Raw genomic sequence first — 12,857 nt, forward strand, 5'->3', positions numbered from 1 at the left:
CGGGCTACCGACAGTCGCGGGATACCGTGCCTGTGTGAGCGTGGGACGCGCGGTCGGATTGGTGCTGGGCGTGGCCGCGGACGCGGTGTTCGGCGACCCGAGGAAGTATCACCCGGTAGCGGGATTCGGGCGGGTGGCCGCCGCGGTGGAGCGCAAGGTGTACCGCGACCACCCGGTGGCCGGAGTCGTGCACACCGCGACGCTGGTCGGCGGCACCGTGCTGGCCGGGTTCGCCGTGGAGCGGGTGGCGCGACGGCACCCGGTGTTCCAGGCGCTGACCACGGCCGCCGCGACGTGGGTCGTGCTGGGCGGGTCGTCGCTGGCCGACGAGGGCACCGCGATGGGCCGGGAACTCGACGGCGGCGACCTGGTCGCGGCCCGCCACCGGCTGCCGAACCTGTGCGGCCGGGAACCGGCGCGGCTGGACACCATGGGCCTGGCCAAGGCGACTGTGGAGTCCGTGGCGGAGAACACGTCCGACGCGGTGGTCGCGCCGCTGTTCTGGGGCGCGGTCGCCGGCGTGCCGGGCCTGCTGGGCTACCGCGCGGCGAACACGCTGGACGCGATGGTCGGCCACCGCAACGCCCGCTACCGCCGGTTCGGCTGGGCCTCGGCCCGGCTCGACGACCTCGCGAACCTGGTCCCGGCCCGGCTCGCGGCGCTGCTCACGGCAGCCGGCGCGCCGGTCGTCGGCGGCTCGTCGGGCGAGGCGTGGAAGACCTGGCGGCGGGACGCGGCGGCCCACCCCAGCCCCAACGCGGGGCAGGTGGAGGCGGCGTTCGCGGGCGCGCTGGAGATCCGGCTGGGCGGGCGGACGGTGTACTCGCACGGCGCGGAGGACCGGCCGGTGCTCGGCCACGGCCGCCAGCCCGACGCGGGCCACGTGACGCGCGCGGTGGAGCTGTCCCGGGTGGTCGGCGCGTCGGCCGCGCTGGTCACCTCGGCGCTGGCGCTGCTACGTCCCCGGCTTCGTCCTCGGCGAGCAGCTCCGCGACCGACTTCCGCTTGACCTTCGGCTCGCCGGTCAGCGCGCCGCCGGGCCGGGCCTCGCGGACGGTGAAGTACAGCCAGCCGCCCAGGGCCATCGCGCCGAACGCGATCCACTGCAGCGCGTAGGAGAAGAACGGGCCGGCGTCCAGCTTCGGCAGCGGCAGCTCCTCCTCGACGCCCGGCTGGCCCTCGGTGAGCTGGAAGTAGCCGGGCCGGATGTCCAGGCCCGCCGCCCGGCCGACCACGGCCGAGTTGATCGCGTACACCTCGCGGTGGCCGTCGCGCTCGATCGCGTCCCGGTCGTCGTTCTCGCCGGCGCGCACCCACGCGACCAGCGTGACCGTCCCCTCCGGGACGCTCTTGAGGGTCGGCACCTTCAGGCCGTTGACCGGGCGCACGTAACCCCGGTCGACCAGCACGGTCTCGCCGCTGTCCAGCGCGAACGGGGTCAGCACCTCGGAGGCGGCCTCGCCCTGCACGGTCCGCAGCCGGGCGACCGCCTGGCCCTCGGGCAGGTAGCGGCCGGTCATGCTGACCCGCCGCCACTCGTTGTCGGCGTTGGGCCGGTCCAGCACGGTCGCGACGGGCACCGGATCGGTGCGCACGGACGTGGTGACCGCGTTGTTCTGCGCGTCGCGCTCCGCGTCCCGGCTGAACTGCCACGGGGCCAGCAAGGCGAAACACGCGCCCGCGAACACCCAGACCGCCAGCGTCAACGCCAGCCACCCCGGCCGCAACAGGAAGCTCAACCGCACCCGTCCACGGTAAGCCCTAGGCCGTTGTGACCTGCACCCGGTCGAACCGGGCGGTGAACCCGGGGCCGGTCGGGGCCGCCGCCATCACCCCGGCGAGGGCGCAGACCTCGGGCGGGAAGTACGCCAGGCGCAGCATCGTGGTCGGTTCGGCATCGTCGAGCCCGTAGCGGACGGTGACCGCGTCGCCGTCCCTGGTCGCGGAGATCGAGACCCTGGCCGGCCGGGCGGCCGGGACCACCGACCAGTCCGAGAAGTCGCGGGTGACCACCGTGCTGACCTGGAACTCGTCGTCCACCAGCTCGACCCCGGCCTTGATCCAGTTCCGCTCGTCCACGCGCAGCGCGATGCCGGCCTGGTCGTACTGGGCGGCGTAGTCGGCGGTGAACGTGGCGGAGATGGTGAAGTCGCCGGTCAGCGCGACGCCGAGGACGTGCCCGGTGTCGCGCCGGAACCCGTAGTGGGTGGCGCACCAGAAGTCGGTGTCCGGGTCGGTGGTGACGGTCAGGCCGTCGTCGGCCGACCACGAGGCCGGTTCGTTGAGCCACTGCCAGTCGTCGCGGTCGAACGCCCTGATCCCCATCGGCTCATCATGGCAGCGGGTCTCCGACGGCGTGGGAGCCCGTGAACTCAGCAGCTCGCGCGCGCGGCGGCGACGGCCCGGTCGGCGTAGCCGCGGCCGAACAGGACGACGTGCACGAGGAGCGGGAACAGCTGGTGCAGCGGGACCCGGTCGCGCCGGCCGTCGGCGAGCGGCGCGGCCTCGTGGTAGGCGGCCAGGACGCGGTCCAGGTGGGGGCAGCCGAACAGGGCGAGCATCGCCAGGTCGGATTCGCGGTGGCCGCCGTGCGCGGCCGGGTCGATCAGCCACACCCGGCCGTCGGCCGCCCAGTGCACGTTGCCGTTCCACAGGTCGCCGTGCAGCCGCGCGGGCGGTTCGTCCGGGGCCTCCACGCGGACGTTCTCGATCACGCGCGCCTCGGCGGCGGTGAGCACGCCGGAGTCGACGGCCCGGCGCACGTAGTAGGCGATGCGGTGCTCGGCGAACCACTCCGGCCACGTCGGGTGCGGGACGTTCGGCATGGTCGCCAGGCCGATGAACGCGTCGCGCGGGCCGCCGGGCGGGGGCGCGCCGAACGCGGGGGCCCCGGTGGCGTGCAGCGCCGCCAGGCTCCGCCCGAAGGTCTCGGCGGCCCTCGGCGACGGGCGTCCGGGCTCGACCTGGTCCAGGACGAGCCAGTGCTCGTCGTGGGCGCGGACCCGCGGGACGGGCGGGCCCTCGGGTTCGGCCAGCCAGGCCAGGGAGGCGGCTTCGGCCCGCACGGCGTCGGGGTGGGCGTGGTGCTTGAGCACGACGCGGCCGCCGTCCGCCAGGTCGACCTCGTGGACGGCGTCGCCGATCCGGCGGGTTGCGGTGGCCGGGGTGCCGGTGAGTTCGGCGGCGGCCTCGGCCGGGTCGGGCGAGCCGGCCGCCGGGCGGGCGGGGGTCACCGGTTCTCGCGCACCCAGGCGAGCAGGCCGGGCACGGCGGCTTCCACCTGGGAGATCACCAGGTCGAAGCCCTCCCGGTCGCCGTAGTACGGGTCGGGGACGTCCACGCCGTCCGCGTCGGGGTCGAACGAGCGGAGCAGGCGGACCTTCGCCGGGTCGGTCAGCCGGGCGAGCGCGCGGGCGTGGCCGGAGTCCAGCGCGACGACCAGGTCGGCGTCCAGGTGGTCGTCGGACACCTGCGCGGCGGTGTGGTCGGCGGGGTAGCCGTGGTCGACGAGCGACTTGGCGGTCCTCGGGTCCGCGGGGTCGCCGGCGTGCCACCCGGCGGTGCCCGCGCTGGTCACGGTGACGAGGTCACCCAGGCCGGCCCGGACCAGGTGGTCGCGGAATATGATCGCCGCCACGGGGGAACGGCAGATGTTGCCAGTGCAGATGAAGGTCACGTGGAGAGCCACGGCAGGAGTCTGTCAGGTTGCGCGCTCCGGGTGAGGGTCCTGGACGCGGCGTCCGGCACGTCTGACCATCAGGGACGGCCGGGTGTTGGGGGATCGATGTCGAGCGTGGTCGGTGTGGTGCTCCTGCTCGTCGCGGGATTCGCGGCGTTCGCGGGCATCTCGTGGTGGCAGCGGTCGTGGCCGCGGACGCCCTCGTTCGCGCGGCTCCGGCCGTCCGTGCCGAACGCCGACCTGGTGGTCGACCGGAACGCCGGATTCTTCACCGACCGCGGATTCCTGTTCCGGAAACGGCATTTCTTCGTGGCCACCGGATGTCCGCCGGTGCGTATCGCGGACTTTCCGTCACTCGACGTGCGCAGGCGGGGACAGCCCGTGCGTGTCGCGCGCGTGGGGCTGCGTTCGTGGTGGTGGTTCGAAGAAGGTTTCTACCGCGAATCCGCAGGATACCGGGACGACGACGTGCGACAGTTGGTGCGCGACCAGGAACGTCGTGAGCAGCTCAGACGTGATCGGGCGCGGTTGATGTCCGAAGTGGACGCAAACTTGCGGAAGCGTGATCAGGGGTAACGTTCCGCGGTTTCGCCACGACGTTATTCGTGTAGTGGCACCTCGGGAAGAGGAAACATGAGCGACCCCCTACTGCGTGACTTCGCGGCCGGTGACGCGCGTCCTCCCATGCGGTGGCATTGGATACTTTGCATCGCGGTGGTGTTGCTCGCGGTGGCCGCGTCGGTGCTCTGAGTCGTTTCCGGTGGCGGGAATTGCGTCGGGGCGGGCCGTGATCCGCCCGATGTGAACGCGCGGCGGTCCCGGGGCGCTGCTCGGCGTCTCAGCGGGCTCTCAGCAGGGGCGCGCGACGATCTGCGGTGTGCCCACCACGACCATGCCGACCATCCCGGCGCTGGCCAGCGCGCTGCCGAGGGTCGAGGACGAGATCCGGCAGTTGGCCACCTCTTCGACGCTCCCGATCGTCAACTCGTTCTCGGGTCGGATAACGGCGGCCGGGGGCAAGCGCCTGCGGTCGGTGGTGATGCTCGCCGGGTCGCTGGCGCTGTCCGGGGAGATCTCGGCGAAGGCGGTCACGTCGGCGGCGTGCGTGGAGCTGCTGCACGCCGGGTCGCTGGTGCACGACGACCTGATGGACAACGCGGTCGAGCGGCGCGGGGTGCGGACGGTGAACGCGGAGTGGGGTCCGGGCCCGGCGGTGCTGGTCGGCGACTTCATGCTGGCGCGGGCCAGCCAGGCGGCGCTGGAGTCGATCTCGCCTTACGCGGCGGGCAAGCTCGCGGCGGCGGTCACCGACCTGGTCGAGGGGCAGGTCCTGGAGGTGCTGGACCTCTACGACGTGCACCGGTCGCCGGACAGCGCGCTGCGGTCGATCGCGTTGAAGACCGGGGCGCTGTTCCGGGTGGGGTGCGTGCTGGCGGCGCACTGCGCGTCGGCGTCGGACGAGGAGACCACCCGCCTGTCGGAGTACGGGGCGCACTTCGGGCTGCTGTTCCAGATCCTCGACGACCTGCTGGACCTGACGTCGTCGGTGGAGAAGCTGGGCAAACCGGTCGGGAACGACATCCGGCAGGGCGTCTACACGTTTCCGCTGCTGCGGTCGTTGACCGAGGAGCAGCGGGAGCTGCTCGCCACCCGGGGCAGGGATCTGGGCGCCGGCGAGTTGGCCGGGCTGCTGGCGCGGTTGCGCGGGTCGGGATTGGTCACCGAGACGGTCGCGTACTGCCGGAACCTGGCCGACCAGACCGTGCTGGCGTTGCCCGAGATGCCCGAATCGGAGGCGCTGGGGATTTTGCGCCGGCTGCCGGGGGCGTATTTGGAATGGGCGGTGTCGCAGATCGCGTGATGTGGACGGGGGCGCGTTCGGCGGCGCGGGTTCGTTTTTTCGTGCTCGGGGTGCGGCGTTCCCCGGTGTTGTCTTGCGCACAGGGCGTGGTCGGGGTCGGTCGGTGGGGGTGGGGCGATCGCCTAGACTTCCCGTGATGACCAGCCAGGATTCCGGACGGGCGCTGTTGCGGCACCACGGGGACGTCGATGCGGCACCCGGGCTTGTCGATTTCGCCGTCAACGTTCGGATGCCCGCGCCGCCCGCGTGGTTGCGGGAGCGGTTGGCGGGCGTGCTGGACGGGGTGGGGGCCTACCCGTCCGCGGCGGACGACTTGCGGGCGCGGTCCTCGGCGGCGGCTCGCCACGGGCGGGATCCGGACGAGGTGCTGATCCTCTCCGGTGCGGCCGAGGGTTTTTCGTTGTTGCCCGCGCTGCGGCCCCGGCTGGCCGCCGTGGTGCACCCCTCGTTCACCGAGCCCGAGGTGGCCCTCGCGGACGCCGGGGTGCCGGTCGAGCGGGTGTTGTTGTCGGCGCACGACGGGTACCGGCTGCGGCCCGGTTCGGTTCCGGAGGCCGCCGACCTGGTGGTCCTGGGCAACCCGACCAATCCGACGTCGGTGCTGCACCCGGCCGAGGTGGTGGCTTCGCTGAGCCGGCCCGGACGGGTGCTGGTGGTCGACGAGGCGTTCTCGGACGCGATTCCCGGTGAAGCGGAGTCGTTGGCTTCGGCGCGGGTGCCCGGTCTGCTGGTGTTGCGGAGCCTGACCAAGACGTGGGGGCTCGCGGGGTTGCGGGCCGGGTACGCGCTGGGGGCTCCCGATCTCCTGGCGCGGTTGGCGCTTCCCCGGCCGCAGTGGCCGGTCAGCAGCTTCGTGCTGGAGGCCGTGGCCGCGTGCTGCGCGCCCGCCGCTGTCGCCGAGGCGTCGGCGGCGGCCGTCGAGTGCCAGGCGCACACGGCGTCCGCGGTCCGGGCGCTGGGCGATCTCGTCGTGGTGCCGCCGTCCGCGCCGTTCGCGCTGTTGCGGGTGCCGGACGGGGAACGGGTGCGGCTCTCGTTGCGGGACAAGGGGATCGCCGTCCGGCGCGGGGACACGTTCCCCGGGCTGACGACCGATCACCTCCGGGTGGCCGTCCGGGCGCCCGAGGAGTTCGCGTTGCTGGTGGACGCGTTGCGAGTGGTTCTGGAGGAGCGGTGACGTCGGTCGGGGACGTGCTGGCCGTGGTGGAGGCGGCCTATCCGCCCGCCACGGCCGAGTCGTGGGACGCCGTGGGCCTGGTGTGCGGTGATCGCCGCGAGGCCGTCACGCGGGTGCTGTTCTGCGTCGACCCCGATTCGTCCATTGTGGACGAGGCGGAGTCGGAGGGCGCCCAACTCGTGGTGGCGCACCACCCGTTGTTGCTGCGCGGCGTGAACGGTGTGCCCGCCGACGACCCCAAGGGCGCGTTGGTGCACCGGTTGATCCGCAGCGGCATCGCGCTGTACACGGCGCACACGAACGCCGATGTGGCCTCGCCCGGTGTGTCGGACGCGTTGGCCTCCGCCCTGGGGCTGACGGTGACCGGGCCGCTGAGCCCCGCCCCGGCCCCCGCGATGGACCTGTTGACCACCCACGTCCCGGTCGAGGACGCCTCCCGGGTGCTGGCCGCGCTGCACGCCGCCGGGGCCGGGGCGATCGGCGACTACCGGGAAGCGGCCTGGACCGTGGCCGGGGTCGGCCAGTTCCGGCCGTTGGCGGGCGCGCGGCCCGCGATCGGGACGCCCGGGTCGTTGTCGCGGGTGGCCGAGACCCGGCTCGAAGTCGTGCTGGACCGGGGGCTGCGGTCCTCGGTGATGAGCGCCCTGCGGACCGCGCACCCGTACGAGGAAATGGCGTTCTCGCTGGTGGAGATCGCCGACGTGCCCGCGCACACCGGAGCCGGGCGGATCGGGGAGCTGCCGGCCGCCGAGCCGCTGCGGGTGTTCGCGCAGCGCGTCGCTGATGCCCTGCCCGCCACGGTCCAGGGCGTGCGGGCGGCGGGCGACCCGCAACGGCCGGTGCGGCGCGTCGCGGTGTGCGGCGGGGCCGGGGACAGCTACCTCGGCGCGGCCACGCGGGCCGGGGTGGACGCGTACGTGACCGCCGACCTGCGCCACCACCTGGTGGGCGAGCACCTCGCCCGGGGTGGGCCCGCGCTGGTGGACGTGGCGCACTGGGCCGGCGAATGGCCGTGGTGCGGGCAGGCGGCGGGCATCGTGCGGGACGCCTTCGGCGGTACGGTCGACACCCTCGTCTCGACTCGCCGGACCGATCCGTGGACCGTCGGTGTGACGACCCGAACTGGAGGCCGCTGAAGTGAAAGCCGATCCCGCCGTGCAGCGCAGGCTGCTCGACCTGGCGCAGGTGGACGCCGAACTGTCGCGCGTCACCCACCGCCGCCGCACGCTGCCGGAGATCGCGGAGATCGCCGAGGCCGAGAAGACCGTGCGGGCCAAGCAGGACGCGCTGACCACGATCGAGACCACGCTGGGCGACCTCAACCGGGACGTCAAGCGCCAGGAGACCGAGATCGACCAGGTCCGCGCCCGCGAGGACCGGGACCGCAAGCTCATGCAGTCCGGCACGGTCGGCGCGAAGCAGCTCACCGACCTGGAGCACGAGATGGCGACCCTCCAGCGCCGGCAGTCCGCGCTGGAGGACGACCTGCTCGAACTGATGGAACGCCGCGAGGCCGTCGAGGCCGACGTGCAGCACGCCCGGGTCGGGCTGGACAAGGCGCAGGAGGCGCTGTCGGACGCCGCCCGCCGACGCGACAGCGCGCTGGCCGACCTGGAGTCGACCGAGGCCAAGCGCACCGCGGACCGCAAGCTCGCCGCCACCCGGTTCCCGGAGCCGCTGCTGGCCCTCTACGACCGGGTGCGCGCGCACAAGGGCATCGGCGCGGCGCTGTTGCAGTCCCGCCGGTGCGGCGCGTGCCGGATCGAACTGGACCGCAGCGCGTTCGCCAACGTCAAGGACTCCGCCCCGGACGAGGTCGTGCAGTGCGAGGAGTGCGGCGCGATCATGGTGCGCACGGGGGAATCCGGGCTGTGAAGGTCGTCGTCGAGGCGGACGGCGGGTCGCGGGGCAACCCCGGGCCCGCCGGGTACGGCGCGGTGGTCCGGGACGCGGCGACCGGCGAGGTGCTCGCCGAGCGCTCCGAGGGCATCGGGATCGCCACCAACAACGTCGCCGAGTACCGGGGGCTGATCGCGGCCCTGCGGGCGGCGGCGGAACTGGGCGCCTCGACCGTGGTCGCGCGGATGGACTCCAAGCTCGTGGTGGAGCAGATGTCCGGGCGCTGGCAGGTCAAGCACCCCTCGATGCAGCCCCTGGCGCGCGAAGCCCGCGAGGTCGCGTCGGGGTTCGCGAGCGTGTCCTACGAGTGGATCCCGCGCGAGCGCAACAAGGCGGCCGACCGGCTGGCCAACGACGCGATGGACGCCCAGGCGGGCCGTGGGCCGTCGGGCGCGCAGGACCGCGCGGCCGCGGCGAAACCGGGGGTGGCCTCGGCTGTCTCGTCGCCGTCCTCGTGGTCGGGGGCCTCGGGCGAGCCGACCCGCCTCTACCTGCTGCGGCACGGCCAGACCGAGTTGTCGGTGGCCCGGCGGTACTCCGGGCGGGGCAACCCGCCGTTGACCGAGGTCGGCCGGCGGCAGGCGGAGGCGGCCGCGGCGCGGCTGGCCAAGCTCGACGGGGTGGCGGCGGTGGTGTCGTCGCCGCTGGGGCGCGCCGCGGAGACGGCCGGCGCGGTGGGCCGCGGGCTCGACGTCGAGGTGGAGACCCTCGACGGGCTGATCGAGACGGATTTCGGCGGCTGGGAGGGCCTGACGTTCACCGAGGCCGCCGAGCGGGACCCGCAGCTGCACCGGCGCTGGCTGGGCGACCCCTCGGTGGCCACGCCGGGCGGCGAGAGCTTCGACGTGGTGCACCGCCGGGTGCGGCGGGCGCGCGACGAGCTGATCACCCGGTTCGGCGGGCGCGACGTCGTGGTGGTGAGCCACGTGACGCCGATCAAATCGCTGCTGCGCATGGGGTTGGACGCCGGCCCGTCGTTGTTGTTCCGGCTCCACCTGGACCTCGCGTCGCTGTCCGTGGTCGAGTTCTACCCCGACGGCCACGCGTCCGTCCGGCTCGTCAACGACACCTCCCACCTGGGCTGACGCCGCGCCGCCCGCGGAGTCGCGCCTCGGCCGGCGGGGCGGGGCGCGAGGGTTCAGACCGCAGGGCGCAGCTGGGTGCGCTTGCGGCGGAAACGGGCGTCCTCGACGGCGAGCGTGAAGCGGTCGACCGCGGCGCGGATGCCCTCGGCCGCGGCGGGCGCGATCACTTCGCCGACGATGTCCGGGTCGAGTACGAATTCACCGCGCAACACCTGGTCCGCGCCCTTCCCGGTGAGCAGCGGATTCAACGCGTAGTCCATCGCGACCAGGAATCCCTGGCTGCCGCCGGTCGCCAGCGGCAGGATCACCCGACCGCGCAACGCCTTCTTCGGCAACAGGTCGAGCAGCGCCTTCACCAGGCCGCTGTAGGCCGCCCGGTAGACGGGGCTGGCCACCACGATGCCGTCCGCGCGCAGCACGGCGCTGACCGCGTCGGCGATCTCCTGGTCGTGCAGGTCCTCGGTGAGCAGCGACAACGTCGGCAGCTGCCGCACGTGCAGGGTCCGCACGTCGTAGCCGGCGTCGCGCAGCAGCTGGTCGACGTGCGCCACGACAATCCCGGTGCGCGACGCGGGAGAAGGGCTGCCGGAAATAACCAGAATGGAGGACATGGCTCGCTGACACCTTCCCGAAAAGGCTCGGACTACGAGATAAAATTGGTCAGCGACAACAGATGGCGGCGGCGGTGCGACCGTAGTCCACGTGCCGACGGCGAGTGAGTCCCCCGATTCCTGCCATGTTTCGAGTAGAGCAGTTCGTTCCACATCACGACAAGGTTTCGGGCTCCTGGTTCCACAGCCTGGGACGCGCCCGGCTATGCTGTCGGCGCGGATGAGTCGGCGGGGCGGCCGCGTCGGCAGATTTCATGTCTGCCGCCGAGGAAAGTCCGGACTCCACAGGGCAGGGTGGTTGTCAACGGCAACCAGGGGCGACCCTCGGGACAGTGCCACAGAGAACAGACCGCCCCGGCGCGAGTCGGGGTAAGGGTGAAACGGTGGTGTAAGAGACCACCAGCGCCCCCGGTGACGGGGGCGGCTAGGTAAACCCCACCCGGAGCAAGGCCAAGAGGGCGCCACGGCGCCTGCGCAGGCGATCGAGGGCGGCCCGCCCGATGCCTGCGGGTAGGCCGCACGAGCCTGTCGGCGACGGCAGGCCGAGATGGATGGCCGCCCACCGGGACCGCCGCGAGGCGCCCGGGGACAGAATCCGGCTTACACGCCGACTCATCCGCGCCCCCGGTTCGGCACCCCGCACGGCCGGTGCCGGGCCGAGCACCCGCCACGCCGCCGAACGCCGGGTCCCCGGGCACCGGGTGCCGTACTCCCGAATCGGCCGAAAACGGGCGAAGGGCGCACTGGTCCGCCTATAGATCCCTTGCACCCCAACGGTGTTACACAAGTGACGCCGTTCGAGTGGTCATCGGTATCAGGCCGTGCGCGGCCTCGTCCTCCAGCCGAACCGCGGGTCCTTGCCCCGCGGTCACGAGGAGGAGGAAACCCATGTCAGCCACGAAGCGGGCCGCCACCTGGCTCGCCTTGACCGGACTGGTCGGCGCGGCGGCCGTCACCAGCACGGTCACCGCGTCGGCGGCGGCGGTCGAGCTGCCGGTCTACGCGGTCCGCAGCGCCGGGCTCAGCCCGGACCAGGCCACCGCGTTACAGCGGGCGTTCGGCCTCAAGAGCGTCGAACGCGACCAGGACGGATCGGTGTCGTTCACCGACGAGGTCAACCACCTGAAGGTGCCCGGCCTGGACAAGGGCGCGGGCAACCCCGACGAGGACGGTCTGCCCACCACCCAGACCCAGCTCGACGTCGAAGCGCTCAAGCAGCTGCGCGCCGTCCCGGCGGACGCGGCCGTGAAGAAGGTCCAGGAAGCCCTGCGCGGGGTCGGGCTGCTGCCCGCCAACGCCGTGGCCTCCGCGTCCAACACCACGTTCGACGTCGTCGGCACGCAGGGCGAGGTCGTCGTGTCGGCACCGCTGGACACCGCGGTGTCGTTCGCGTTCTCCCTCGACGGCATCCCGCTGGAAGGCGGCGGCGCCAAGATCCGGGTCGCCCTCGACGGCCAGGGCGCCGTCACCAGCGTCGTCTACAACACCCGCGACCTGGTGAAGGCCGGCACCGTGAAGGTGCTCGACCTGACCGAGGCGCGCGCCCGCTGCGCCAAGGTGTTCGCGGCGGACACCCGGGTCACCGACGTCTCCTACGCCTACGACGCGCCCGCGCTGGCCGAGAAGGCGACCAAGCTGGAGCCGAGCATCCGCTGCTCCGGCACCGACCCGAACAGCGCGACCGTGCAGCCCGTGACACTGCCCGCCGCGGTGGACGGCAAGCTGCCCGAACCCGGCCCGAGCCAGCCGCCGCGCACCGAGACCGGCGCGGGCATCTCCCCGCAGTGGACCAACCGGATCGACGTGGGCAGCGAGGGCACCGGCCGGTGCGCCGGCCTGCCGTGGACCGCGACCGACGTCAACGGCTTCAACAACCAGTTCACCAGCCGGGGCATCCCGGTGCAGTACAGCTGGCTGGACCAGAACGCGTGGGAGCGGGACTTCAAGGACCCGGCCTTCGCGGGCGGCTGGGACCACCTCTACGCCGACGACGTGGACCTGAGCTACTGGCACGGCCGGGGCTCGCCCACCGGTTTCTCCTTCGCCGGGTGCAGCAGCAACACCGACACGTTCCTGTCCAACCGGGACGCCCGCTGGGGCAACCGGGACCTGGAGTGGATCAGCCTGTTCACCGCCTCGATCCTGCAGACCAGCGCGGGCGGCCAGAACTGGGCGCAGCGGTGGGGCCGGGCGTTCAACGGCCTGCACCAGATCAACAGCTTCGAGACCGTCTCCTACCACCACTCGGCGCACGGCGCCCGTTACGGCAACTACCTGCTGCGCAACCGTCCCGCGCCGATGAAGGTCCGCGACGCGTGGGCGCAGGCGTCGATCGACACCCAGCCGTCGTGGGTGCGCTGGGCGACCATGGGCCCGATCGGCTACTCGTGGATCGCGAACTTCAACGACTACTTCTGGAACAAGGGTCCGGTCGGCCCGGACACCCTGCCGACGATCGGCTTCTGGCGGATCTCCGGCTGGAGCTGACCACCGCCTGACGGGTGGGGCCCTTCCGCTGCACTGGGGGTGGAAGGGCCCCACACCC

At 73.0% G+C, this 12,857-nt stretch carries 13 protein-coding genes and 1 other RNA gene; 9 read left to right on the top strand and 5 right to left on the bottom strand.

Translation table 11 applies throughout. The annotated features are described in order from the left end of the window. Positions 1-34: 34 nt before the first annotated feature. On the top strand, positions 35-1,009 hold the full coding sequence (locus AC0HI0_RS40300) for a cobalamin biosynthesis protein (RefSeq protein ID WP_480928717.1): 975 nt from the start codon (positions 35-37) through the stop codon (positions 1,007-1,009). On the opposite strand, the gene AC0HI0_RS40305 is transcribed toward AC0HI0_RS40300, so the two are convergent. The 4 genes from AC0HI0_RS40305 to AC0HI0_RS40320 are packed head-to-tail and all read right to left on the bottom strand — an operon-like array spanning position 936 to position 3,688. Next, positions 936-1,745: an SURF1 family cytochrome oxidase biogenesis protein gene (locus AC0HI0_RS40305; protein ID WP_480928718.1), complete on the bottom strand. Its 810-nt coding sequence runs from the start codon at positions 1,743-1,745 to the stop codon at positions 936-938. The two genes, AC0HI0_RS40300 and AC0HI0_RS40305, sit on opposite strands and share 74 nt — an antisense overlap. 16 nt (positions 1,746-1,761) lie before the next feature. Further along, the gene (locus AC0HI0_RS40310; RefSeq protein WP_480928719.1) at positions 1,762-2,325 is read right to left on the bottom strand and encodes a DUF1349 domain-containing protein; all 564 of its coding nucleotides are present in this window, start codon (positions 2,323-2,325) and stop codon (positions 1,762-1,764) included. Between the two features lie 47 nt (positions 2,326-2,372). After that, a complete protein-coding gene (locus AC0HI0_RS40315) occupies positions 2,373-3,233 on the bottom strand; it encodes a fructosamine kinase family protein (protein ID WP_480928720.1) in 861 nt (286 codons plus the stop codon). Next, positions 3,230-3,688, bottom strand: coding sequence for a low molecular weight protein-tyrosine-phosphatase (locus tag AC0HI0_RS40320; protein WP_480928721.1), 459 nt, complete (start codon positions 3,686-3,688; stop codon positions 3,230-3,232). Before AC0HI0_RS40320 ends, AC0HI0_RS40315 begins: the two co-directional genes overlap by 4 nt. 114 nt (positions 3,689-3,802) lie before the next feature. Here AC0HI0_RS40320 and AC0HI0_RS40325 point away from each other — a divergent pair, with 114 nt between their 5' ends. From AC0HI0_RS40325 to AC0HI0_RS40350, 6 genes are all read left to right on the top strand, one after another. Next, on the top strand, positions 3,803-4,255 hold the full coding sequence (locus AC0HI0_RS40325; protein ID WP_480928722.1) for a hypothetical protein: 453 nt from the start codon (positions 3,803-3,805) through the stop codon (positions 4,253-4,255). Between the two features lie 301 nt (positions 4,256-4,556). Further along, entirely contained in the window at positions 4,557-5,540 is a 984-nt protein-coding gene (locus tag AC0HI0_RS40330; protein WP_480928723.1) for a polyprenyl synthetase family protein, read from the top strand. 136 nt (positions 5,541-5,676) lie between these two features. Next, complete coding sequence (gene cobC / locus AC0HI0_RS40335; protein WP_480928724.1) at positions 5,677-6,717, top strand: Rv2231c family histidinol phosphate aminotransferase CobC; 1,041 nt, start codon at positions 5,677-5,679, stop codon at positions 6,715-6,717. Continuing rightward, positions 6,714-7,853 carry a Nif3-like dinuclear metal center hexameric protein gene (locus AC0HI0_RS40340; protein ID WP_480928725.1) on the top strand — a complete coding sequence of 380 codons (1,140 nt, stop codon included), beginning with the start codon at positions 6,714-6,716 and terminating at the stop codon, positions 7,851-7,853. Before cobC ends, AC0HI0_RS40340 begins: the two co-directional genes overlap by 4 nt. A gap of 1 nt (position 7,854) precedes the next feature. Next, positions 7,855-8,592, top strand: coding sequence for a zinc ribbon domain-containing protein (locus AC0HI0_RS40345; RefSeq protein WP_480928726.1), 738 nt, complete (start codon positions 7,855-7,857; stop codon positions 8,590-8,592). Beyond that, entirely contained in the window at positions 8,589-9,701 is a 1,113-nt protein-coding gene (locus tag AC0HI0_RS40350) for a bifunctional RNase H/acid phosphatase (protein WP_480928727.1), read from the top strand. Before AC0HI0_RS40345 ends, AC0HI0_RS40350 begins: the two co-directional genes overlap by 4 nt. A 53-nt stretch (positions 9,702-9,754) precedes the next feature. Here AC0HI0_RS40350 and ssuE read toward each other — a convergent pair whose 3' ends face one another. Beyond that, a complete protein-coding gene (gene ssuE, locus AC0HI0_RS40355; RefSeq protein ID WP_480928728.1) occupies positions 9,755-10,312 on the bottom strand; it encodes an NADPH-dependent FMN reductase in 558 nt (185 codons plus the stop codon). A 221-nt stretch (positions 10,313-10,533) separates the two neighbouring features. On the opposite strand from ssuE, the gene rnpB reads away from it, so the two are divergent. Both rnpB and AC0HI0_RS40365 read left to right on the top strand, forming a co-directional pair. After that, an RNA gene (rnpB, locus tag AC0HI0_RS40360) (RNase P RNA component class A) lies at positions 10,534-10,931 on the top strand. A gap of 269 nt (positions 10,932-11,200) precedes the next feature. After that, positions 11,201-12,799 (top strand): DUF6345 domain-containing protein, encoded by a 1,599-nt coding sequence (locus AC0HI0_RS40365; RefSeq protein ID WP_480928729.1) that lies wholly within the window; start codon positions 11,201-11,203, stop codon positions 12,797-12,799. Positions 12,800-12,857: the final 58 nt, after the last annotated feature.

This window comes from Saccharothrix sp. NBAS 001 (genome assembly GCF_056640475.1).